Below are 23911 nucleotides of genomic sequence, written 5' to 3'. Positions count from 1 at the left end.
CCTACAAATACATGACCTGTTCTCGCTAAATTTCCCTGCGGTCTAAGTTCAATCGACCCCGGAGTAGTGAGGGTTTGATTAGCCGGTACAGTCCCGCTGGTATGTCCGTTACCTCTGTATTGGATAGTAACAGTGCCAGTCGTAGAATAGACTTCCGCCTCAGAGGATGACCTAATCGACTCATGACTTAGAGCGAGGTCAAAATGATTGTCGCTAAGAAGCGGAAATTCGGAAACCAAAGCAGGATTATTAACTACCTGCAGCGCTACAATGCACCCCTCCAATCCCTCCGAGTCCAACGGTAGATCCATCGCTTCGCTGATTATCGATTCACTAAAATCCAATGATTCTAAATCAACTAATACAGGAATATCAAATTCGCCCAAATAAGGTTCTCTTTCGCCATTTGTTTGTTCCTGTGTTGCCATGTATTCGGTGTGAATTGTATCTGCCAAAACAGATGTGTCACCGGCAACAGCGGGAATGACAATAAGGAACATCATCACGGTTAACAAAACCGAAATTAACCGCCTACCTCTTTTGAATTTCAACATTTTAACCTCGCTTTCTTCCCTCTTTCGGGAAACACAATATTTTTTGGATTTCTTTTGATGCAATTTGGAAATAACATTCATTTTTTTGCATCGTTTAACATTCGCCTGTTTTTGTCGGATGTCATGTCCATATTGTCATCTGCCCCTACCTTCACGCTCGTCGTTCCGTCACGCGTTACATCAACATCGCTTCTAAGCCGATAAGTAATACCAGTAGTCACAGCTTGCGTACCGGCAAACGTCAGAATGCTGCTGTTCGATGAAGAAGTCCAAGTGCCTCATACCAAGTTTGACGGACACAGAATCGTGATTGTATAATTAAATCACAGAAAGGATGTTGAATATGTCAAGCAATAACAATAGGTATGATGATGAATTTAAAGGTCGTGCTGTTAAAATGGTAGTAGAAAAAGGCAGACCAATTAGTGATGTTGCAAGAGACATAGGAGTATCAGAACCTGCACTTAGAAGATGGATAAAAGCAAGTACTGAGCCTGAGGATGCCACATCTGAAAAATTAGCTAAATTGGAAGACGAAAATATAAGACTTAAAAAAGAGCTAGATGATAAACATGGTTCCAGAGGCTCAATGTAAAGAGTGACCACGATTCCAAGATGGTACAAAAATTCAATAGCGTTTATGTAAATTTTCGTATTTTTTCACATTATTTACTATTTTTCCATATTTTACTATATAGTACATTGTATATACATCTATTGTAGTTTGTCAAGTAAATTTTACCACTTTTTGTGTTTAATTTGTTATAATGATGCTTAGTAATTATTTTAAGAAAATTGAATCTGCTACAATTAACTAGACAATAAAAACAAGGTCATGTAAACTTTAACTAATAAAATAAAAGGAGATCTGTTTATATGACTAAAAGAGATAGAAGGACCTATACTGATGAATTTAAAGCTCAAATGGTAAAGCTTTATGAAAGCGGTAAATCCAAGCATGAAATAATGAAAGAATATGATTTAACTCCAACTGCCTTTAATACTTGGATTAAAAGAAGTCAAACAGCAGGCTCTTTTAAGGAAAAAGATAATCCTTCTCCTGAAGAACTTGTAAAATTTATGTCATTATAAAAACCCTTGATTTACATTTCTGTAAATCAAGGGTTTTTTAATTGGTGGAGGCGAGGGGACACTTATTCCATTGTTTCCAATGGCGCTGACTATATCTTGGACTTTATATAAAGCCCTCTGGCGTGTTATGAAAGTAGTAAGGTAAGGGGAATGTCCCCAATCATTACTTCCATCCTAGTACTTCTTATCCTAATGGACTTAGAAGCCTATGAGTCGATACAGGGCTTCAGGATTTCTCCCTTTACCCCTCGGTATTGCCGTCGTCTTTACGTTACGGTTTCACCGATGTAAGCCAGATTTTCACTTGTAGATTACTCTACAAGGCGACTCTTTTGAATCGAACCCCTGTCCGAAGGCCCTTCACCTTCAGCTTCTCCGAGCGCAGTTGCTGTTTTAGTTTCTCGCCTTCCCTAACACCCAACAACAGGTTTTAGGTTCAGCCAGCCCCGATTATACATCCTTAAGGTCAAGGCACCCCTTAAGACGTTCCCTGCATATTTTGACGCCCCTAATCCTAACGGCAGGAGGCTAGGTAGAGACGAGCGGAACTAAGCCGCTAAAGCGTAATTATTATCTGCGTTTATATTTATTGCTCAGTTTTTTACATGCCACCAAGCTAAACATGGCTCGCTACTAAAGACTCTAAACCCCCGTCGAAACCAGTACGCCCCCGAGGATATACTATTAATCATAATGTTGAATGTTTAATGTTGAATGTTTAATGAAGGCCTTAATAATAATCTCTCATATAATCAGAAATTCGAACGCAAATTTCATCCATAATTCACCATTCATCATTCATCATTTAACCTTTTCATCTACGCCTTCTGTCTTTCCCTCAGCTCTTTTTGAATACGTCTTTGGGAATCGCGCTTTGCAATATCTTGACGCTTGTCATATAGCTTTTTACCTATTGCTACTCCAAGCTCAACCTTTATCAAACCATTCTTCAAGTATACGTTTAATGGTATTAAAGTATACCCTTTCTGTTGTATATATCCAATCAGTTTTCTTATTTCACTTTTATGCAGTAAAAGCTTTCTTGGTCTAAGTGGATCAACATTAAAAATATTCCCTTGTTCATATGGGCTTATATGAATATTATACAGGAATACCTCACCATTTTCAACTCGAGCATGACCGTCTCGTATGTTGATTTTACCAAGTCTGATAGATTTTACCTCTGTACCCCTAAGCTCTATGCCAGCTTCGTAGGCTTCCTCAATAAAAAAATCATGTCTAGCCTTTTTATTGGTAGCAATTGATTTAGTACCATTGCTTGTCATTGCTCCCCCACCCTCTTTTTCTCAATTAGTAAATGAGTGACTCTTGCTATACTATCACATTACTCTATTGATGTCAAGAATCTATTCATCCTTCATATTTTGCCTTTGATTCAAAATAAACTCACTTATTTTTTCTATTTGACCATAAACTATTACCTTGTCACCATGTCGGAAGAGAGTATTGTTTTTAGGAAAGTGTATTATATGAGATCCTCTGTCAATATTTAACACTTGAATGAAATTTCGTTTTAGGTTTGATTTTTCTAGCGTAACACCTATAAGCTCATTTCCTTCCTCAATTACAAACTCTGCAACACCGTACTCATCATTTAGTTTTAACACTTCTTCTACAGTTTTATACTTACTATTTATTTTCATTTGCTTAGATAACTGTTTTTCAATAATTCCTTCTAAACGGTATAGAACTCTTTTGTTTCTAATCAAGAATAAAACTATAAAAAGAGCGAAGGCTATGAACAGTGTAAAATTTAAGAAGGATCTATAATTTCTAAAGGCATTAACAATTACACTTATTAAAGTAGCAGTGGTAACATAGCTTACAAGCATTAATACAAGAGCAATTTTCCTTCTTGTGGGATGCTGTGTAATAAGCTCTGACTCTCTGGTGGTAAAGCCGGTGTGGGTTATCATGGATACCACCTGAAATCTAGCTTTTTCTAAATCTAATCCTGTTACCTTTAGTGCGACTGATAAGATTTCAACGAGTATTGCCAGTATTACTAAAACTAGTATCCCATAAGTAATAGGCATATAAACTCCCCCCTTAAGGCAATGGTCTTTTCATCTTATAATCTATTATTCTTCATATTATTTATATACCCTTTTAGAGTTATGAAGAACAAAAGCATTTAATTGATTTAAAATGATAGTATAAAATGGTAATTTAGAATAAACTTTTAATAAAAAAGAAGGAGCTAATAACGAAGCCACTGAAAAAGTCCAAAATTTTGAGAAACAGGTCAGATTGTCCTTCTGAGGGCAACGAAGAATCTAAGTATTTAAAAGACTTTCAAGATTCTTCATTCCACTTCGTTACATTCAGAATGACACAATCCGGGACTTTTTCAGTAGCTACGTGAATAACCCCTTCTATTTACAAAGTAATTGGGTGGACAGGGTCCACCCCTACAATTGTCTTATTAGATGGATAGAGTCCTCCACCCATTTAATTATGAATAGATAGTCTTCCATTGAATTTTGTATACTCATTACTAATTGCTCATTGCTATTTCTAACTTTTATTTTCAACAAGGGTAAAATCGATCTCCCTTTGCATTACATTTACTTTAGATACTTTAATTTTAACAATATCACCTATTTTAAATACTCTTTTAGTTCTCTCTCCCGTTAATGTATGATGTTCACTGTTGAAAATGTAGTAATCATCTACCAAGGAGCTGACCCTAACCATACCCTCTATTGTGTTGTCCAGCTCTACAAATACACCAAATGAGATTATACCAGAGATAACACCTTCGTATTCCTCGTTAATTCTCTCTGCCATGTACTCACACTTCTTTAAATCCACAGTATCTCTTTCTGCTTCATCGGCTTTTCTTTCACATATAGACGATTGTTCTCCAATGTATCCAACAAAGCCATTCATTTTTTCAAGCCATTTGTCTGCAGTCCCTTTTTGCAAAACTGCCTTTATAATTCTATGAATCGCTAAATCAGGATATCTTCTTATTGGTGATGTGAAATGGCAATAATACTCTGCAGCTAAACCAAAGTGTCCTAAATTTTCTGAGGTGTATCGAGCCTTCTTCAAAGATCGAAGCATTAATGTATTTATAACTACTTCTTCCTTTTTACCCTCTATTTTCTTTAGCAGTTCTTGAAGAACCTTTGGATGAACTTCAGTTGTTAGCCCCTTTAGATGATAACCAAAGTTATGAATAAACTTATTAAACTCTTCAAGTCTTTCAACACTTGGGTCTTCATGTACTCTATATACAAATGGAACATTAAGCCATTGGAAATATTCTGCTACTGTTTCATTACAAACCAGCATAAATTCTTCAATCATTCTATTGGCGATTCTTCTGTCATACTTCTTAACCTCTATAGGTTTTCCTGTATCATCAAGAATCACTTTAGCCTCTGGGAAGTCAAAATCAATGGCTCCTCGTTCTTCTCTTCTCTTACGAAGAATCTTGCTTAGGTCCTCCATCATTTTGAAGTCATCAATCAGATGACTATATCTTTCCTTCAGCTCTGAATTATCATTTTCTAATATATCAGATACATCTTCATATATCATTCTTTCGTTTATGTTAATAACACTTTCAGTCACCTCATGCTTATGAACCTTCCCCTTTTTATCAATCTCCATAAAAACTGTAAGGGTCAATCTGTTTATATTTGGGTTTAAGCTACAAACACCATTGGAAAGTTTTTTAGGTAGCATAGGTATAACCCGATCTACAAGGTAGACACTAGTACCTCTTCTTAAAGCCTCTTTATCTAGCACAGTATTTTCTCGTACATAATGGGTAACATCAGCTATATGTACTCCTAATCTGTAATTTCCATTTTCTAGTTTTTCGATTGAAATTGCATCATCTAAGTCCTTTGCATCTGCTCCATCGATGGTCACCATTTTTATATTTCTAAGATCTGCCCTTCTTTCAATCTCCTCTTGGGGTATTTCATCAGGTATGGCTGCTACTTCCTTTTCAACCTCTTCTGGGAATTCTGGCTCCAGTTTATGCTTTTTCATAATTGCTAATATATTTGTCTCGCTATCCTCACTATGACCTAAAACTTCAGCAATAACACCCTCTGGATTTCTACGAGCCTCTGGCCACCTTGTAATTTGACAAACTACCTTATAACCACTATTTACCTTTTTACTTTCCTTTTTAGGTATATATATGTCTACATTAATTCTTGGATCATCAGGTACTACAAATCCAAAGTTTCTGCTATCTTCATAGGTTCCAACAATCTCTAAATTTGCATGCTCTAGTATTCTTATAATTTCTCCCTCTGACTTTTTTGTGTTGGAATTTATAGAATTGATTCGTGCAATAACACGATCATTATGCATTGCTCCATTCATACTATTTGCAGGTATAAAAACATCCTTTATATCTGCTTGATCAGGTATTATAAATCCAAAGCCCTTTGCATTGGCTTGAAGCCTTCCCACCACAAGGCCCATTCTTTCAGGCACTCCAAATCTTTTCTTGCGGGTCTTAATGATTAAACCCTCTGCCTCCATCTCATCTAAAAGACTGGCAAAGCTTTTTCTTTCCTTCTTGCTTAGCTTAAAATTATCAGCAAGCTCCTCTTCAAGCATAGGGTTATAGGCTAATTCACGCATAAATTCCACAATTTGTTCCTTAGTTGACAATTAAAACCCTCCTCATATTTATATTATTATATAATTATTTGTAATTTAACTCTTTTTTATTATGTATTAATACCACATATTTACCGGGAAATAAAAAAATGATATTTAATAGTCTAGAGCTTAAAGAATATTAGCAAAATAAAGACTTACTTATTGAAAAAATAAAGTACCCATAAAGATGTAATTACGTTAAGTATATATAACAATGGTATGCCTATGTAAAATTTTCTTTTGCTTATTTTATGATGAAAAAATACCATTCCAAGTAAAACTCCAACTCCACCACCGATTAATGCTATTGTTAATAAAACAATTTCTGGGATTCTCTGTCCTTCTTTCTTTGCATTTCTCTTATCAATTGCCATTAATATAAATGCCCCAATATTAATGATACAAACAATAAAAAAATAGAAGGTTACTATGTACCCGAGTGAATCCATTATTACTCTAAAAATATTCATAATACAATCCCCCATTTTACTACTATTTTAAAAAGCCCTCAATCCAAGGATTAAGGGCTTTTTTAATCATGTTATTCAAAGAATTTTACTAAAAGTCCACCATATCTAAGGAATAGCGGTGCAAATACAAGTGAAACTATAGTCATTAATTTTATTAAAATATTTATTGAAGGTCCAGATGTATCCTTGAATGGATCACCTACAGTGTCACCTACAACTGCAGCCTTATGTGGCTCGCTTCCTTTTCCACCATGATGACCTTCTTCTATATACTTTTTAGCATTATCCCATGCCCCACCAGCGTTAGCCATCATTATAGCCATTAAAACTCCTGCTACTAAAGCTCCTGCCAATAATCCACCAACTGCTTCAGGGCCTAACAATAATCCAGTGATAAGTGGTACTACAACAGCTAATAAACCTGGAACAACCATTTCCTTTAATGCAGCTGCTGTACTGATATCAACACATTTTGCATATTCAGGCTTTCCTGTTCCTTCCATAATACCAGGTATTTCTTTAAATTGTCTTCTAACTTCTTCGATCATTTGGAATGCCGCCTTACCAACTGCCTCCATTGTTAGTGCTGAGAAGAAGAAAGGTAGCATACCTCCGATTAACATACCTGCAATAACTGTTGGTGTGGTAATATCTATAACAGTTAATTGAACTGCTGCTGTATAGGTTGCAAATAACGCTAAAGCAGTTAATGCTGCAGAACCTATAGCAAAACCTTTACCTATTGCTGCAGTAGTGTTACCTACAGCATCTAATTTATCTGTAATCTTACGAACTTCCTTAGGTAAATCACACATTTCAGCAATACCACCAGCATTATCGGCAATTGGCCCATAGGCATCTACTGCTATTGTCATTCCAGCTGTTGCCAACATACCAACAGCAGCTAAAGCTATTCCGTATAACCCAGCAACACCAAATGCTATTAAGATTCCTACTGCTATAACTAAGATTGGAAGTGCAGTGGAAGCCATACCTACCGCAAGTCCACTAATAATTGTTGTAGCAGGACCTGTTTCAGATTGTGCTGCAATCTTCTTTACATGCTTATACTCACCAGAGGTATATCTCTCTGTAATGTTAGCAACCAACAATCCTACAACTAAACCTGTAATAATGGCTAAAAATCCAGATATGTTACCTAGTAATGATCTACTAAGAAAAAATGCTACAATTACTGTAATAGCTCCACTTACATAGGTACCCATATGTAATGCCTTAGATGGGTCTGAATTTTCATCTCCCTTAACGAAGAAGGTTCCAATAATAGATGCTATAATACCAGTTGCTGCTAACAATAATGGAAATAATGCTCCATTACTTCCATAAGTAAGTAAACCTAGAGCAATAGCTGCAATAATTGATCCTACATAGGACTCAAATAAGTCAGCACCCATACCAGCAACATCACCTACGTTATCGCCTACATTGTCAGCAATAACCGCAGGGTTTCTTGGATCATCTTCTGGTATTCCTGCCTCTACTTTACCAACTAAGTCTGCTCCAACATCTGCAGCCTTTGTATAAATACCTCCACCTACACGTCCAAATAACGCAATAGAGGATGCTCCTAATGCAAATCCAGTAATAATTTCAGCAGCCTCAGCATCTGGTCTAATTCCAGTTAAAAAGATGAATAGACCACCAACGCCTAAAAGACCTAAGCCTACAACTGACATTCCCATAACAGCACCACCTGAAAATGCAACACTTAAAGCTTTATTCATTCCACCCTCTTTAGCCGCATTGGCAGTTCTTACATTTGCCTTTGTTGCCACCCTCATTCCGAAGAAACCAGCTAAAGCAGAAAAACATGCTCCAACAACAAAGCATAGGGCTGTTAATGGATTAATGCCTATAGCCAATACTATAGTAAGAATTACAACAAATATTGCAAGATATTTGTATTCTCTTGTTAAAAATGCCATTGATCCTTCTTGAATATATGAAGCAATTTCCTTCATTCTTTCATTACCAGCATCTACATTATTGATTTTATTAGTTAGTATATAGGCAAAAATAAGTGCAATCACACCTACAATAGGTGCTAATACAATTAAATTCATTGTGAATTTTCCTCCTTATGTTATTCAGTTTTTGTTATTCTATAATCGTTGTATTGCAACTAATGCAATGGCGTTAATGATAAATAAAGCAGCACCAATGCTAGTAACTTTACTTAGCATTCCTTCATAGCCTCTTCCTTTAGTTCCCCACATTTGCTCAGCACCGCCAGCAATTGAACCTGAAAGGCCAGCATTCTTTCCAGACTGCATTAGTATACTACCAATTAATATAATTGAAGTAACTACTTGAACTACCTTTAAGAAAATTACAAGTACACCCATTTCTACACCTCCTATACGTGTGATTAACATACATATTTTAACACAGCTATATTATAAAATCAACCAAATAATACTGTTATCAATAAATTAATAGATCAAATTATAGTAAAGTACCAAACATATCCAATCAATATTGTTATATTGGCTGTCTCAAATACTGATAAAGCTGAACAAAAATTTTAAAATAATTGAAAAATAATAATAAGGGTATCACTACCCTTATTATTGCTTTATTTTTTTATTCTATTCAAATTTGCCAAATTGTGCTATTACTTGTTGATGTTATAGAATACACCATTCCCTTTATATTGAGCTGTCTCACCTAACATATCTTCAATTCTCAGTAGCTGATTGTATTTAGCAACACGATCTGTTCTTGCAGGTGCTCCTGTTTTGATTTGTCCTGCATTTACAGCTACAGCTACATCTGCAATTGTAGAGTCTTCTGTCTCACCTGAACGATGTGAAATAACAGTTGTGTATCCAGCTCTTTTTGCCATTTCAATAGTATCTAAGGTTTCAGTGATTGTGCCAATTTGGTTAAGCTTAATAAGGATAGAGTTAGCTGTATCTGACTTGATTCCTTTTTGTAATCTTTCTGTATTGGTTACAAATAAGTCATCACCAACAATTTGAATTCTCTTTCCAAGTCTGTCAGTCATTAGCTTCCAGCCTTCCCAATCATCTTCACTAAGTCCATCTTCAATAGAAACGATTGGGTACTTATTTACTAAATTTTCATAGAAATCAACCATTTCTTTAGCTGTTTTAGTTACACCTTCTCCAGCAAGGTTATAAATCTTCTTTTCTTCATCATAAATCTCTGTAGCTGCCACATCAAGGGCCAGTTTAATATCTTCAGAAGGCTTGTAGCCTGCCCTTTCAATAGCTGTCATAATTACCTGTAGAGCTTCTTCGTTTGATGCTAAATTAGGTGCAAAACCACCTTCATCTCCTACACTTGTACTTAGCCCTTTTTCCTTAAGTACAACTTTTAAAGTATGGTAGATTTCTACGCACATTCTTAGTCCTTCTTTATAGCTTTCTGCTCCAACAGGCATTATCATAAATTCTTGAATATCTACGTTATTATCAGCATGGGCTCCACCATTTAGGATGTTTAGCATTGGTACTGGTAGCTGCTTTGCATTAACTCCACCAAGATATTGGAACAATGGCATTTCCAATGCTTCAGCTGCAGCTTTAGCAACAGCCATGGAAACTCCCAAAATTGCATTTGCACCTAGCTTAGCTTTATTATGTGTTGCATCTAGCTCTATTAGTACTTCATCAATTCCAACTTGATCTGTAGCATCAAAGCCTACTATCTCAGGAGCAATTATTTCATTTACATTTCGAACTGCAGTTATAACACCTTTACCTAAGTATCTACCTTTGTCTCCATCTCTTAGTTCTACTGCTTCAAAGGCTCCAGTTGATGCACCTGAAGGAACTATAGCTCTTCCAACTGTGCCGTCCTCTAAATAAACTTCAACCTCTACTGTAGGGTTTCCTCTTGAATCTAGTACCTCTCTAGCATAAACTTCACTTATAACTGTCATTGTTTTTTCTCTCCTCTCATTCTTCTATCATTTTTAACTACTTTATTATTAAGCTTGTTCCTGTCATTTCAATAGGAGTCTCAAGCCCTAATAGCTCCAATAACGTAGGTGCTATGTCACAAAGCTTTCCATCTTTAGCAAGCTTTGCATTATCATTGCCTATCAAAACAAGTGGTACTGGATTTGTTGTATGGGCTGTAACAGGTGCGCCAGTTACTTCATCTATTAATAGCTCAGCATTTCCATGATCTGAGGTAACAATAGCTGTACCCCCCTTTTCAACAATCTTATCGATAACCTTTCCTAAGCAAGCATCAACTGTTTCTAATGCTTTTACCACTGCATCTACTATTCCCGTATGTCCAACCATGTCTGGATTAGCATAGTTCAATACTATAAAGTCATATTTGTTTTTATCTAATTCCTCCAGCAATGTATCGGTAACTTCCTTAGCGCTCATTTCAGGCTGTAGGTCATAGGTTGCCACCTTTGGTGATGGAATCATTTTTCTTTCTTCATTTATATAAGCCTGCTCTATTCCACCATTAAAGAAATATGTTACATGGGCATACTTTTCAGTTTCTGCAATTCTTAATTGGTTAAGCCCCTTACTGCTTAGGTATTCACCCAAAGTATTTTCAAGACTCTGAGGTGGATATGCTACATTTACATTAGTAAAGGTTTTATCGTATTGGGTCATTGTAACAAAGTTTAGTGGAAAATAGCCTTTTTCTCGAACAAACCCATCAAAATTAGCTTCTGTCAATGCTCGAGTCATTTCCCTTCCTCGATCGGGTCTAAAATTTAAAAATATGACCGAATCATTTTCCTCTATCCTTCCATCCTCTAGGTTATCAATTACAGTAGGAATAACAAACTCATCATTTTCCCCAAGCTTATAGGACATATCTATAGCATCTAAAGGTGTACTGGCTTTGCGACCTAATCCAAGGACCATAGCATCGTAAGCCTGCTTAACTCGCTCCCATCTAAGGTCTCTATCCATAGCATAGTATCTACCACTTACGGTGGCGATGGTACCTACACCAATCTCCTTAATCTGGTTTTCTAGCTCACTAATGAATCCTAAAGCGCTTTGTGGTGGAGTATCTCTACCATCTAAAAAGCAATGTATAATTACCTTATCTAATCCTTCAGTCTTTGCCAGCTTCAGTAGTCCATATAGGTGATTTGTATGGCTATGAACTCCACCATCTGAAACCAAACCCATTAAATGAAGCTTTTTATTGCCTTCTTTAGCTTTTCTAATTGCATTAAGCAGCATAGAATTTTTAAAGAATTCGCCAATTTCGATTTCTCTTGAAATTCTTGTCAGCTCTTGGTATACAATTCTTCCTGCTCCAATATTTAAATGGCCAACTTCAGAATTTCCCATTTGCCCCTCTGGAAGTCCAACTGCCATACCACTTGCTTGAATCTCTGTATGGGGATATTGATTTAACAGCTTATTATAGATAGGTAAATCTGCAGCCATAATTGCATTGCCCAATTTACCCTCCCTAATTCCAAAGCCGTCTAGAATAATTAATGCAACGGGCTTTTTCATTATAATCTTCCTTTCTAGAAATTAACAATACCTAAGAACTGATCAGCTTCAAGACTGGCACCACCAACAAGAGCACCATCAATATCAGCTTCTCCCATAATTTCAGTAGCATTGGCAGCCTTAACGCTTCCACCATACTGGATTCTTATTTCTTCAGAAATGGTATCATTATATATTTCACCTATTACTTCTCTTATATATGCAATTACTGTATTGGCATCCTGTGAGGATGCTGTCTTACCTGTACCAATAGCCCAAACAGGCTCATAGGCAATTACTAGCTTTCTTACATCTTCAGCTGAAACACCCTCTAAGGCCAGCAGGGTTTGACTCTTAACAATTTGGAAGGTTTTATCTGCTTCTCTTTCATCAAGAGTTTCGCCTACACATAAAATTGGCTTTAAGCCTTTTTTCAAAGCCTTTTTCACCTTTTTATTTACTGTTTCATCTGTTTCATGGAAATATTGTCTTCTTTCTGAATGTCCTATTATTACGTATTCTACACCTATTTCCTTTAACATTTCTGCAGAAACTTCTCCTGTGTATGCTCCTTTATCTTCCCAAAAAAGATTTTGTGCTCCCAGTTTTAATTTTGATCCATCTAAAGCCTTTTTCACCTCAGATAGACATGTAAATGGTACGCATACAACAACTTCTACATCTGTTTTGTTAGCCTCTTCCTTTAAGTCATTAACCATTTCTAATGCTTCTTTTATGGTTTTGTGCATCTTCCAATTTCCAGCTATAATTGGTCTACGCATTTAGTTTCACTCCTTTATTTTTTCTCCAGTACATCAATACCTGGTAGAATTTTTCCTTCTAAAAATTCTAATGATGCGCCTCCCCCAGTTGAAATATGACTCATTTTCTCTGCATACCCAAGCTGTTCAACAGCAGCCGCGCTATCTCCTCCACCTATGATTGTAGTACCTTCACAGTTTGAAAGTGCTTTTGCAACTTCCTTAGTACCCACAGCGAAGGCTGGCATTTCAAACACCCCCATAGGACCGTTCCAAACAATTGTTTTTGCGCTTTTTATTTCGTTAGCATATAGCGCAACGGTTTTAGGCCCTATATCAACACCTAGCCAGTCGGCAGGCATTTCATTGTTTTCAGCAACTTTGTATTCTGCATCTGCAGCAAACTCATTAGCAACAACTGAATCTACAGGTAATAATAGTTTAACTCCCTTTTCTTCAGCTTGTTTAACAAGCTTTAAAGCTAATTCCATTTTGTCCTCTTCAAGTAGAGATTTCCCGATTTCATAGCCTTGAGCCTTTAAAAAGGTATAAGCCATTCCACCACCAATTAATAGAGCATCTACTTTGTTTAATAAGTTTTCGATTACACCAATTTTATCAGAGACCTTTGCACCTCCAAGGATTGCAACAAAGGGTCTTTCTGGATTTTCTAAAGCCTTACCCATAAATACTAATTCCTTTTCTATTAGGAATCCCATCGCCGAAGGTAGGAATGCTGATATACCAGCAGTTGAGCTGTGGGCTCTGTGGGCGGTTCCAAAGGCATCATTTACAAATAAGTCACCCAATCCTGACAATTCCTTAGAAAATTCCTCACCATTTTTCTCTTCTTCTTTTCGATATCGAACATTTTGTAAAAGCATCACTTCTCCATGCTTTAACTTTGTTGCTAGCTCTTTTGTCTTTTCACCAACTACCTGCGGATCATCTGAGAACTTAATCTCCATTGAAAGGATTTCAGAAATTCTTGCTGCCACTGCTGCCAATGAATATTTAGGATTGGCTTCTCCCTTTGGTCTACCTAAATGGGACATCAAAATGACTGCAGCACCATTTTCAAGTAAATATGTAATAGTAGGTATCGCTTCTCGTATTCTTCTATCATCGGTTATGTTGCCTTCCTTATCCATTGGCACATTAAAATCACAACGGACAAGTATTTTCTTACCCTTAACATTTAAGTCTTTAACAGATTTTTTATCTAAGATAGACATAATATCCCTCCTTCTTTATATAACCACTAATTTATCAATTAAAATATTTAAGAAAAAGTCCAGTCCCATAGTAATACTATAAAACCGGACCTATATTATTATAACCCTTTTGCTACAATATAAGAAACTAAATCAACAACTCTTACAGAATAACCCCATTCATTATCATACCAGGCTACAATCTTTGCAAGGTTGTCTCCTATTACTGATGTAGATAATCCATCAACAATTGAAGAGTTAGGATCTTGTCTATAATCAGCTGAAACAAGTGGCTCTTCTGAGAAATATAAAATACCCTTCAGGTCACCTTCTGCTGCACCTTTTAGTGCTGCATTTATTTCTTCAACAGAAGTGTTCTTTTCAAATTCTACCACAAGATCCACTACAGATACCGTAGGTGTAGGCACTCTCATTGCCATACCACTAAGCTTACCTTTTAGTTGTGGTAATACTAAAGCAACTGCTTCTGCAGCACCAGTAGTTGTTGGAATGATTGATTGTGCTGCTGCTCTAGCACGTCTTAAGTCCTCATGAGGTAAATCTAGAATTCTTTGGTCATTTGTATATGCATGAATAGTTGTCATCAAGCCCTTTTTAATACCAAACTTCTCATCTAACACCTTAGCAAATGGTGCAAGACAGTTGGTAGTACATGATGCATTTGATATTACATGATGATTAGCTGGATCATAATCTTTTTCATTTACACCCATTACTATAGTAATATCTTCTTTTTTTGCTGGGGCAGTAATTAATACTTTTTTCGCACCTGCAGTAATATGCTTTGAAGCCTTTTCTTTACTTCTAAATACTCCAGTTGCCTCAATAACAACATCTACTCCCAATTCAGCCCATGGAAGCTTTTCAGGATCTCTTTCTGCTAATATTTTTACTTCCTTACCATTTACAATAATTGCTCCTTCTTTGGCTTCAATTGTTCCATTAAACTTGCCATATAAGCTATCATACTTTAATAAGTGGGCTAATGTTGCAGGGTCAGTTAAATCATTAATTGCAACTATCTCCCAATCTGTTGCTTCCTCTACAGCTACTTTAAATGCATTTCTTCCAATTCTTCCAAATCCATTAATGGCTACTTTTACACTCATTTTTATACCCTCCTAATTTGATATTATTTATTTTAATTAAAAATTTTCTAAAATCTCACGGGTAGCTCCTTCATCTGTTACAAGAATCATGTCCTTCTTTAGCTTAGTTATTGCATATATTGCTTCTGCTTTGCCTGTACCTCCTGCAACTCCAATAGCATTGGGTATATTTATAAAATCACTAAATTGAATACCAATTGTTTTCATTTCATATACTATTTCTCCATCTATGTTAAAATAAAATCCAAAGGCTTCTGCCACAGCTCTTGATTCTGTTAGCTTTTGTACTATATCCTCTGGAAGCTCTCTTCTTTTTGCCATTTTGTCTGCCCTACCGATTCCAAAAATCAATAGATTAACCTGCTTAATTAATTCTGTTATTTTACTAATTTCTGGGTCTTCCATAATACTTTTAAGAATCTCTTTGCTGAGGGTATCTGATACATGAAGCATTTGATAATTGCCCTTCAGCTTATTTGCAAGTTTTGCTGCAATAGTATTAGCTTGACTTTCTACTCTTCTACCTAAACCTCCGCGGGCAGGAACCACAGTAATGTTTTTATCCTTTGATTGCTGCTTAACTCCTTCTGCTACAGCAGCCATTGTATTTCCACCTGTGACACCAATAATATCATTCTCATTTACTAATTGGTTTATAAGCTTAGAGGTGGCCTTTGAAATATCATTAAACACATAATCCTCTATATCTAAATTTCCTGGGACTATAATAACTTCTTTTATATTTAACTTGCGCTTCAATTCCTTCTCTAAGTCCTTAATACCACGTATGTCGTAAATAAACTCCTTTAGTCCTTCTATGACAGTCTCACCATCGTTGCTAACCGTCATTCCAGAGGCATCTACATGGATTAGGCCCTGCTTATTAAAAAACTCAACCTCTCCTCTAACAATACGTTCTCCTATATGTAATCGATTGGAAAGTGCTCTTCTGCCTATAGGTTGCAATGCTGAGATATTTCTTAATATTTCATATCTTTTTTCAAGTAATGTAAAGGTTTCCGGCACTATAATTTTTTGAATCTCTATTATATCCTTCATGCTTCACCTTCCTTTTTGTCAGGGTCGTTTTTAGTCCCTGTTATACATTTTTTGTCCCTATACCAGCAAAAAAAATATTTCCTCTTTAGAATAATTATATACTACTAAAAATAAAGAATCAATCTTTTTTGGTGAAATTTTCTTAATTTTAAATGTGGATTTTTTTCAACCCTCAAAATGCTAAAAATGATAAAGTCCATCAAACCAGAGAAGATTCAAATGAGCCATAGGATAATTCTGGCTCATTTGATAGTAGTTATGCTATTTTAATATCTTTTCCTTTTTGAAGAAGCTGGTATCATAAGATCGTCACGATATTTTGCTACTGTTCTTCTGGAAATTGGCATTCCTTGTTCTGTAAGAATATCTGCAATTTTATTATCACTCAAAGGTTTTTTTGTGTTTTCCTTGTCGATAATATCACGAATAAAGCTTTTTATGCTTTCTGATGAAACTCCTTCACCGTCAGAACCCTCTATCCCACTGGAAAAGAAGTACTTTAATTCAAAGGTTCCAACAGGAGTCTCTATATATTTTCCTGTTGTTGCTCTGCTGACAGTAGATTCATGAACTTCTATTATATCAGCAACCTCCTTCAATGTCATAGGCTTTAAATGCTTTTTCCCATGATCAAAGAATGATTTTTGTCTATCAACTATAACTTCAATTACTTTGTAGATAGTTTGTCTACGTTGTTCTATACTCCTAATAAGCCATGTAGCAGCATTTAATTTATCATTTATGAATTTAACTGTCTCATTGTTTTCATGATTAGCCAGCATTTTTCTATAATCATCACGAATTATCAGTCTAGGAGAATTGTAATCATTTATTACAATATAATACTCATCGTTTATTTTTTTTACAACAGCATCGGGGACAATATAGTTATTATTATCACTTGAAAAGTTTCTTCCAGGCTTAGGTTCAAGTGTCCTTATAAAATCACAAATAGACTGTACGTCTTCAACAGAAATGTTCAACTTCTTTGCAACTAAAGGATATTTATTTGCAGCAATGTCCTCAAGGTGATGTTCTATAACTTTATATGCATTTTTACATGTGACACCCAAATAATTTAATTGTATAAGCAGACATTCCTTCAAATCTCTTGCTGCAATTCCCGGTGGTTCGAAGGTTTGAATTATTTTCAATATATTCTCTACTATATCAATTTTATCATTAAATACTTCTGCTACTTCGTTAAGAGATAGCGTTAAATATCCATTCTCATCTAAGCTATTTATCAAGTATTCACCTATTGCTCTATGCTTTTTATTAAGAAATGTAAAATGGAGTTGATTTAATAGATAATCCTGAAGAGAGGCCTTTTCAGAAACAATATTTTCAAAGTTAAAATCATTCTCAGCATTATAACGCTGACCTGAATACTCGTAGCTTTTATCATAGTCATCAGTATACTCTTTCCAGTCAACCTCCTTCTTAGGATGCTGGTCTATTTTCTCATTTTCAGGCTGTGGTTCTTCGTTAATATCAAGAAAAGGGTTTGTTTCCAATTGTGATTGAATGAATTGGTCAAGCTCTAAAGATGTTAGCTGCAAGATTTTAATTGCTTGCTGCAACTGGGGAGTCATTATTAGCTTCTGAGATTGTTCTAACTGTAAGCTAAAACCCATTCTCATGTTATCACCCTTTCCGTTGAGTTAGATTAGTACCATTATACCATTATTTCTTTTTATATTAAAGTATTTTTAAAGCAATATAAAATGTGGCATGGGATTTGCATCCAAAAATAAAATAAGGTGGAAAATTTATTCCACCTTATTTTATCTAAAATTTTGAATGTTATTTTTATCTTTCATCTTTTTCATATGGTGTACCACTGGCTGCTGGTGCTGATGCTCTTCCTACAAAGCCTGTAAGAATTATCAGGGTTAAAACATATGGTATCATTGAAAGCAATTGTTGAGAAATTTGGAACGGTGCACCTGGTCGTCCAAGATAAACTACCAATCCGTTTGATACCCCAAATAATAGACATGCCCACATTGCTCCCTGTGGTTTCCATTTACCAAAAATCATTGCTGCTAATGCGATAAAGCCGTGTCCTGATATTAATGTTGGTCTGAAGTTAGAAACAACAGCTAAGCTCAATGATGCCCCGCCGAATCCTGCAAAAACACCAGAAAGAACAACACAAAGATATCTTATTTTATACACGCTTACACCCAGTGTATCTGCAGCTCTAGGGTGCTCACCAACAGCTCTAATTCTTAAGCCAAGCTTTGTTTTATAAAGAAGGTACCAAACAATTGCAACCAATGCAAAAGCCATAAATACCGTAGCATATTGATTTAATATCATGTCGAAAAAAGAGTTTTGTGGGAACAAGCCATTTAATGGTCTTGGCATTTTGTTCTCCAATGGTATTGGCTTTGTATTTGTTGCTCCTTCAAAGAATAATCGACTTACAAATAGTGCTATACCAGGTCCTAAGAAATTGATGGCTATACCAGAAACTACTTGGTCTGCACCGAAGCTAACTGCAGCAATTGCATGAAACAATGCTAAAAAACCAGATGCTAGTCCTGCAGCTAAAAATGCTATCCAAGGATTTCCTGTATAAAAACCAACCGCTGCACCAACAAAAGCACCAATTGTCATCATTCCTTCAAGTCCAATATTTACAACACCAGAGTTTTCAGAAATTACTCCACCCAAAGCAGTATAAATTAATGGTGTAGAGTACATCAGTGTTGTTCCAATTATAAAGCCCAAGCTACTCCACATTTTTAGCACCTCGATTCTTTGTAGTCAGTTTCATGACCATTTTAATTAGCTTCGGCATAGCAATGAAAAATACAATAGTACCGATAACAATGCTAATTACCTCCGATGGTGCACCTAGGGTTGGTTGTATTTTACTACCACCATACTTTAGGCCCCCAAACAATAGACCTCCTAAAAGGACTCCTAAAGGTGTATTTCCACCAATCAACGCAACCGCAATACCATCAAATCCATAGCCCTCCATTGCGGCTAAACTTGCAATACTTTTTGAATCTCCCATTACATGCAATGCTCCTGCTAAACCTGCCAAAGCACCTGCTATAGACATAGATACCAGCATACTTTTCGAGACATTTATTCCCCCATATTCAGCAGCATGCTTATTGTATCCTACAGCCTTCAGCTCATAACCTAGGGTTGTTTTATTAAGTATAAACCATACAATAATTGCTAACACAATTGCAAAGACAATTCCAAGGTTTAGAGGAGTTCTAAATACATCTCTCCAAAATTCATGATTAAGCAACCATGCTCTACCGGCCTCTGAACGCTTCCATTCTTCCAAAACAACAATACTAGCACTTTGCTGAATAGCATATGATCTTTCATTTAAAGGCCTTCTAAAGCCTTCAATACGTACAATATAATTATTTAAATATAAAGCAATCCAGTTTAACATAATCGTTGAAATTACTTCATGAACTCCAAATTTAGCCTTTAAATACCCTGCTATAGCACCCCAAAAGCCCGCTGCAGTAATAGCCGCAAGTATTACTAAGGGTATATGTAGTACTGCTGGAAGCTTAACAAAATATCCAACTGCTGCAGCTGTTATTGCACCAATAATAAATTGACCTTCAGCACCTATATTAAATAATCCTGTTTTAAAGGCAAATGCTACTGATAAACCGGTGATAATAATAGGGGTTGAACGAACAATTGTCCAGGCTATATAGTTTGGTCTACTAAATACTCCCTGAATCATAATTTTATAGGCTTCAAATGCATTAAAGCCTGTAATTTGTAATATTATTGCTCCAACAGCTAGTCCAAGAATAATTGATACTAAAGTAAAACCAAAATTGCCATTAAGGATAAAATGAAGTATTTTTTCTTTTAATCCCTTATCCTTCATTTTCTGTTCCCCCTCCTGCCATCATAAGGCCAAGTGTATTCTCATCGGCCTCCTTTGCATTAACAATGCCGACAATCTTACCTTCGTATATAACTGCTATTCTATCTGAAACATTCATTACTTCATCAAGCTCTAAAGATACTAAAACCACTGCTTTATTCTTATCTCTTTGTTCAACCAGGGATTTATGAACAAATTCAATGGCTCCAACGTCTAATCCTCTTGTAGGCTGAGCTGCTATTAATATTTCAGGGTCATTTGTTACCTCTCTTGCAATAATTACCTTTTGTTGATTTCCACCTGATAATGATCTTGCCTTAATTAATTGATTGTCTGGTCTAACATCAAATTTTTCGATTAATTTCCGAGCAAAATCTTTTATGGCTTGTTGGTTTAATATTCCCTTTTTAGCAAAAGGAGGTTTGTTATAGTTTTCTAAAATCATGTTTTCTGCAATAGTATAGTCTAAAACCAATCCTCTTTTTTGTCTATCTTCAGGTATTGAAGCAATTCGTTCTTCAATTATTTCTTTAGGAGTATTATTGGTTATATCTTTACCATGAATTTTAATCTTACCAGACTCAACCCTTCTAAGTCCCGTCAATGCTTCAATAAACTCACTCTGTCCATTCCCGTCAACACCAGCTATCCCTAATATTTCACCGGCATAAACATCTAAAGACAATCCCTTTACAGCATCAATATTTCGATTATCCTTTACAACCAGATCTTCTATACTTAATACTAATTCACCATGCTCCTTTTCTTCCTTTTCCACCTTGAAGCTAACCTCTCTACCAACCATCATAGAGGCCAAATCAGCTGTTGAAGTATTTTGTACCTCTACAGTATCAATGTGCTTACCTCTTCTTATTATAGTACAGAAGTCTGCTGCTTCTTTAATTTCCTTTAGTTTATGGGTAATTAGTATAATTGTCTTTCCTTGCTGGGTAAGATTTCTCATTATTTGAATTAGTTCCTTGATTTCCTGTGGAGTTAAAACAGCTGTAGGCTCATCTAATATTAGAATTTCAGCCCCTCTATATAGTGCTTTTAGTATTTCTACCCTCTGCTGCATACCTACAGTAATATCATATATTTTATCATTTGGATTTACATGAAGACCGTACATTTTAGATATTTCTTCTACATCCTGTACTGCCTTTTTCATATCCAATGCTCCTATACCTTGAGTCGGCTCCATACCCAAAATAATGTTTTCTGCAACAGTAAAGGGTTCAACCAACATAAAATGCTGATGTACCATACCAATTCCCTTTTTTATAGCAACATTGGGGTCTGTTATATCTACTTTATTGCCATTAATAAATATTTCTCCTGCAGTAGGTTGATATAATCCATATAAAATATTCATCAAGGTTGACTTTCCGGCACCATTCTCACCCAGTAAGGCATGAACCTCACCTTTGTGTACAGTAAGGTTAATATTATCATTTGCTACAAAATCGCCAAATTTTTTAGTTATATTTTTCATTTCAACGACCTTACTGCTGAAATCGATATTCATCAATCGAATTCCCTCCGTTTCTTTCGTGTGCTGATTACAATTAAAAAAGCTTAGATGCTATTTTAACTTTTTCACCAATATTTATTCTTAAATTATCAATTCCGGAAAGAAATTTCAGCTCAGGCAGAACACCTGAGCTGTAATTTAATATTCATTAAGTAATTTAAACTAGTCAAATGTTTTTTATTAATAATTTGCGTTGTAATCTGCTTCGTTATCTGGAACGAAGATTTCGCCTCTAATAATTTGTTGTTCAATTGCTCTTGTTTCTTCTAATATATCAGCAGGAACATGCTTATCAGAAGTAGGAGCAATACCAACTCCGCCGTCTTCTAACCCGTATACAACTGTTCCACCACCTGGGAAATTTCCAGCTTTTAATTCTTCAGCGATATTAAAGATAGCGTTGTCAACACGCTTCATTGCAGATGTGATTACGTTGTCAGGAGCTAGGTCGTTTTGATCTCTATCAACACCAATAGCGTACTTGCCTTGCTCTCTAGCTGCTTCGATAACACCGTCGCCTGTTCCACCAGCTGCATGGAAAACTATATCAGCTCCACTTTGATACATTTGAATAGCAATAGCTTTACCAATAGCTGCATCATTAAAGTCTCCAGCATATTGTACTAAAACTTCTACATCAGGGTTAGCATGCTTAACCCCTGCCATAAATCCATAATGGAAACCATGGATAACTGGGAAGTCCATTCCACCTACGAATCCAACTTTGCCTGTTTCGGTCATTTTACCTGCAATGTATCCAACTAGGAAAGAAGCTTCTTCTGCTTTAAATAATACGCCTACTAGGTTAGATGGTGTATCTCCATATGCATTATCAATAATTGCATATTTTTGATCTGGGTTTTGCTCTGCTGCTTCAAGAATTACATCACCCATCATGAAGCCGATACCCCATATTAAATCATAACCAGCATCATAAAGTTGCTCTAGGTTTGGTAGGTAATCAGCATCTTGATTAGATTCAACATAGTTTACTTCTACACCTAATTCATTCCTTGCTTTTTGATGACCTTCCCAAGCTGATTGGTTAAAGGACTGGTCATTTACTCCACCAACATCTGTTACCATTGCCATTTTAATAGCAGCAGTTTCTTCTGCCTCTGGTTGTGTTGCTTCTGGTGTTTCCTCTGGTGTCTCTGGTTCTGTTGTTCCGCCGCCGCATCCCACTAGTAAAGTAGTAATAAGCATTAGGCTTAAAAGAAGCAATAATACTCTTTTTAACATTTAAATTTCCTCCTCATATTTTATAATTTTCCCCCCATTTAATAGGTACCCCAATATATTCTAGAATTCTTTATAATTTCCTGCAATAAAAGTCCAATATTTTATTTTTGTAAATAATTTAGTATCTTTTTCTAAACAAACCTGTTGGCTTTTGGGTAGAATCTATAAGAATAAAAGCCTCGTGTATAATCAGTAATGTCGATTATTAAGAGTTTAAGTAAAAAGCCTTTAATAAATCTAAGAATTTTTATCTAATAATGCCTTTTATTATAGTATTTTGTAGTAAAATAAAAAAGGCCGACATAGTCAGCCACTACAAAACTAAATAACATACCTACAGGATAGAAACCTGTAGGCATATGTCTTCTGATCTTTCTTTATCATTAAGCATTCAACATTCAACATTGAACATTGAACATTTTATCTTTTTACTGCTAATTATGGATTTGGTTTTTCTCATTACTCATTGCCTTTCTAGCAGCTTGCTTCACCAGCAACAAAGCCAGCCTCAGCCAACACTTTTATAGCTGTTGAAAGCTTTTCTTCACTGACCATAACAACAGGCCCAGTACAGCCCATACCACTTTCAGCATAGATCCCCTTTTTCCAAAGAGCCTTAACAGCATCCTCAAGATCCATAATATCAATACCAGAAATAGAGCCAGTTACCACTTCCTGTGGTGGTGCAGTAACTTCACCCTCATCATCAGAGGCCGCCTTCTTAGCATCCTTAGTAAGACCCTTAAGGATGTCATCAAGCTTCGCTTTTTTCGCTGCCGCGAACTCAGCCTTTGCCACTTCCTTAACATTTCCTCTTACAAGCTCAGCTGCGTATTGGA

20 protein-coding genes, 1 other RNA gene and 1 pseudogene are annotated in these 23911 nt (G+C 35.9%); 2 read left to right on the top strand and 20 right to left on the bottom strand.

What is annotated here, in order from left to right; genetic code table 11:
* Positions 1 to 635: hypothetical protein (locus BLP68_RS21870; protein ID WP_176759103.1), on the bottom strand; the 635-nt coding region annotated here is incomplete at its 3' end.
* 262 nt (positions 636 to 897) lie between these two features.
* Between BLP68_RS21870 and BLP68_RS18140 the strand changes: the two genes are divergently transcribed.
* Both BLP68_RS18140 and BLP68_RS18135 read left to right on the top strand, forming a co-directional pair.
* A complete protein-coding gene (locus tag BLP68_RS18140) occupies positions 898 to 1149 on the top strand; it encodes a transposase (protein ID WP_176759102.1) in 252 nt (83 codons plus the stop codon).
* A 281-nt stretch (positions 1150 to 1430) separates the two neighbouring features.
* The gene (locus BLP68_RS18135) at positions 1431 to 1646 is read left to right on the top strand and encodes a transposase (protein WP_091546686.1); all 216 of its coding nucleotides are present in this window, start codon (positions 1431 to 1433) and stop codon (positions 1644 to 1646) included.
* 333 nt (positions 1647 to 1979) lie between these two features.
* Here BLP68_RS18135 and ssrA read toward each other — a convergent pair.
* The 19 genes and pseudogenes from ssrA to BLP68_RS18040 all read right to left on the bottom strand — a co-directional run.
* Positions 1980 to 2310: a transfer-messenger RNA gene (ssrA, locus tag BLP68_RS18130) on the bottom strand.
* Between the two features lie 154 nt (positions 2311 to 2464).
* Positions 2465 to 2932 (bottom strand): SsrA-binding protein SmpB, encoded by a 468-nt coding sequence (smpB, locus tag BLP68_RS18125; RefSeq protein ID WP_091546684.1) that lies wholly within the window; start codon positions 2930 to 2932, stop codon positions 2465 to 2467.
* Between the two features lie 81 nt (positions 2933 to 3013).
* A complete protein-coding gene (locus BLP68_RS18120; RefSeq protein ID WP_091546681.1) occupies positions 3014 to 3703 on the bottom strand; it encodes a TrkA C-terminal domain-containing protein in 690 nt (229 codons plus the stop codon).
* 481 nt (positions 3704 to 4184) lie between these two features.
* Positions 4185 to 6311 carry a ribonuclease R gene (gene rnr, locus BLP68_RS18115; RefSeq protein ID WP_091546679.1) on the bottom strand — a complete coding sequence of 709 codons (2127 nt, stop codon included), beginning with the start codon at positions 6309 to 6311 and terminating at the stop codon, positions 4185 to 4187.
* Positions 6312 to 6457: 146 nt separating this feature from the next.
* Positions 6458 to 6772 carry a DUF1294 domain-containing protein gene (locus tag BLP68_RS18110; RefSeq protein ID WP_242877030.1) on the bottom strand — a complete coding sequence of 105 codons (315 nt, stop codon included), beginning with the start codon at positions 6770 to 6772 and terminating at the stop codon, positions 6458 to 6460.
* A 71-nt stretch (positions 6773 to 6843) separates the two neighbouring features.
* The gene (locus BLP68_RS18105; RefSeq protein WP_091546676.1) at positions 6844 to 8856 is read right to left on the bottom strand and encodes a sodium-translocating pyrophosphatase; all 2013 of its coding nucleotides are present in this window, start codon (positions 8854 to 8856) and stop codon (positions 6844 to 6846) included.
* 39 nt (positions 8857 to 8895) lie between these two features.
* Positions 8896 to 9138, bottom strand: coding sequence for a preprotein translocase subunit SecG (gene secG, locus BLP68_RS18100; protein ID WP_091546674.1), 243 nt, complete (start codon positions 9136 to 9138; stop codon positions 8896 to 8898).
* Positions 9139 to 9407: 269 nt separating this feature from the next.
* Positions 9408 to 10700 carry a phosphopyruvate hydratase gene (gene eno, locus BLP68_RS18095; protein ID WP_091546672.1) on the bottom strand — a complete coding sequence of 431 codons (1293 nt, stop codon included), beginning with the start codon at positions 10698 to 10700 and terminating at the stop codon, positions 9408 to 9410.
* Positions 10701 to 10737: 37 nt separating this feature from the next.
* On the bottom strand, positions 10738 to 12267 hold the full coding sequence (gene gpmI, locus BLP68_RS18090; protein ID WP_330389227.1) for a 2,3-bisphosphoglycerate-independent phosphoglycerate mutase: 1530 nt from the start codon (positions 12265 to 12267) through the stop codon (positions 10738 to 10740).
* Between the two features lie 14 nt (positions 12268 to 12281).
* Positions 12282 to 13028, bottom strand: a complete 747-nt coding sequence (gene tpiA, locus BLP68_RS18085) for a triose-phosphate isomerase (RefSeq protein ID WP_091546668.1) — start codon at positions 13026 to 13028, stop codon at positions 12282 to 12284.
* A gap of 14 nt (positions 13029 to 13042) precedes the next feature.
* Entirely contained in the window at positions 13043 to 14242 is a 1200-nt protein-coding gene (locus BLP68_RS18080) for a phosphoglycerate kinase (RefSeq protein WP_091546665.1), read from the bottom strand.
* A gap of 98 nt (positions 14243 to 14340) precedes the next feature.
* Positions 14341 to 15351, bottom strand: a complete 1011-nt coding sequence (gene gap, locus BLP68_RS18075) for a type I glyceraldehyde-3-phosphate dehydrogenase (RefSeq protein WP_091546663.1) — start codon at positions 15349 to 15351, stop codon at positions 14341 to 14343.
* A 36-nt stretch (positions 15352 to 15387) separates the two neighbouring features.
* Positions 15388 to 16410 (bottom strand): sugar-binding transcriptional regulator, encoded by a 1023-nt coding sequence (locus tag BLP68_RS18070; RefSeq protein ID WP_091546660.1) that lies wholly within the window; start codon positions 16408 to 16410, stop codon positions 15388 to 15390.
* A gap of 266 nt (positions 16411 to 16676) precedes the next feature.
* The gene (gene rpoN, locus BLP68_RS18065) at positions 16677 to 18053 is read right to left on the bottom strand and encodes an RNA polymerase factor sigma-54 (RefSeq protein WP_091546658.1); all 1377 of its coding nucleotides are present in this window, start codon (positions 18051 to 18053) and stop codon (positions 16677 to 16679) included.
* Between the two features lie 169 nt (positions 18054 to 18222).
* Complete coding sequence (locus BLP68_RS18060) at positions 18223 to 19161, bottom strand: ABC transporter permease (protein ID WP_091546656.1); 939 nt, start codon at positions 19159 to 19161, stop codon at positions 18223 to 18225.
* A complete protein-coding gene (locus BLP68_RS18055; RefSeq protein ID WP_091546654.1) occupies positions 19151 to 20296 on the bottom strand; it encodes an ABC transporter permease in 1146 nt (381 codons plus the stop codon). Before BLP68_RS18055 ends, BLP68_RS18060 begins: the two co-directional genes overlap by 11 nt.
* Positions 20286 to 21824 (bottom strand): ABC transporter ATP-binding protein, encoded by a 1539-nt coding sequence (locus BLP68_RS18050; protein WP_091546652.1) that lies wholly within the window; start codon positions 21822 to 21824, stop codon positions 20286 to 20288. Before BLP68_RS18050 ends, BLP68_RS18055 begins: the two co-directional genes overlap by 11 nt.
* Positions 21825 to 22010: 186 nt before the next feature.
* The gene (locus BLP68_RS18045; RefSeq protein WP_091546649.1) at positions 22011 to 23072 is read right to left on the bottom strand and encodes a BMP family lipoprotein; all 1062 of its coding nucleotides are present in this window, start codon (positions 23070 to 23072) and stop codon (positions 22011 to 22013) included.
* A 474-nt stretch (positions 23073 to 23546) separates the two neighbouring features.
* Positions 23547 to 23911 (bottom strand): annotated as a pseudogene (locus BLP68_RS18040) (glycine/sarcosine/betaine reductase complex component C subunit alpha); the annotation flags it as partial.

It is taken from the genome of Alkaliphilus peptidifermentans DSM 18978 (assembly GCF_900101495.1).
GTDB classification, from domain to species: Bacteria; Bacillota; Clostridia; order Peptostreptococcales; family Natronincolaceae; genus Alkaliphilus_C; species Alkaliphilus_C peptidifermentans.
Note: the sequence above shows the minus strand (reverse complement) of the source record. Positions and strands in the feature narration are given on the sequence as shown.

Bases quoted from the DNA above. Each gene is read 5' to 3' on its own strand.
- BLP68_RS18140 (WP_176759102.1), top strand. From the start codon at position 898: ATGTCAAGCAATAACAATAGGTATGATGATGAATTTAAAGGTCGTGCT.
- BLP68_RS18135 (WP_091546686.1), top strand. From the start codon at position 1,431: ATGACTAAAAGAGATAGAAGGACCTATACTGATGAATTTAAAGCTCAA.
- smpB (WP_091546684.1), bottom strand. From the start codon at position 2,932: ATGACAAGCAATGGTACTAAATCAATTGCTACCAATAAAAAGGCTAGA.
- BLP68_RS18120 (WP_091546681.1), bottom strand. From the start codon at position 3,703: ATGCCTATTACTTATGGGATACTAGTTTTAGTAATACTGGCAATACTC.
- BLP68_RS18110 (WP_242877030.1), bottom strand. From the start codon at position 6,772: ATGAATATTTTTAGAGTAATAATGGATTCACTCGGGTACATAGTAACC.
- BLP68_RS18105 (WP_091546676.1), bottom strand. From the start codon at position 8,856: ATGAATTTAATTGTATTAGCACCTATTGTAGGTGTGATTGCACTTATT.
- secG (WP_091546674.1), bottom strand. From the start codon at position 9,138: ATGGGTGTACTTGTAATTTTCTTAAAGGTAGTTCAAGTAGTTACTTCA.
- eno (WP_091546672.1), bottom strand. From the start codon at position 10,700: ATGACAGTTATAAGTGAAGTTTATGCTAGAGAGGTACTAGATTCAAGA.
- gpmI (WP_330389227.1), bottom strand. From the start codon at position 12,267: ATGAAAAAGCCCGTTGCATTAATTATTCTAGACGGCTTTGGAATTAGG.
- tpiA (WP_091546668.1), bottom strand. From the start codon at position 13,028: ATGCGTAGACCAATTATAGCTGGAAATTGGAAGATGCACAAAACCATA.
- BLP68_RS18080 (WP_091546665.1), bottom strand. From the start codon at position 14,242: ATGTCTATCTTAGATAAAAAATCTGTTAAAGACTTAAATGTTAAGGGT.
- gap (WP_091546663.1), bottom strand. From the start codon at position 15,351: ATGAGTGTAAAAGTAGCCATTAATGGATTTGGAAGAATTGGAAGAAAT.
- BLP68_RS18070 (WP_091546660.1), bottom strand. From the start codon at position 16,410: ATGAAGGATATAATAGAGATTCAAAAAATTATAGTGCCGGAAACCTTT.
- rpoN (WP_091546658.1), bottom strand. From the start codon at position 18,053: ATGAGAATGGGTTTTAGCTTACAGTTAGAACAATCTCAGAAGCTAATA.
- BLP68_RS18060 (WP_091546656.1), bottom strand. From the start codon at position 19,161: ATGTGGAGTAGCTTGGGCTTTATAATTGGAACAACACTGATGTACTCT.
- BLP68_RS18055 (WP_091546654.1), bottom strand. From the start codon at position 20,296: ATGAAGGATAAGGGATTAAAAGAAAAAATACTTCATTTTATCCTTAAT.
- BLP68_RS18050 (WP_091546652.1), bottom strand. From the start codon at position 21,824: ATGAATATCGATTTCAGCAGTAAGGTCGTTGAAATGAAAAATATAACT.
- BLP68_RS18045 (WP_091546649.1), bottom strand. From the start codon at position 23,072: ATGTTAAAAAGAGTATTATTGCTTCTTTTAAGCCTAATGCTTATTACT.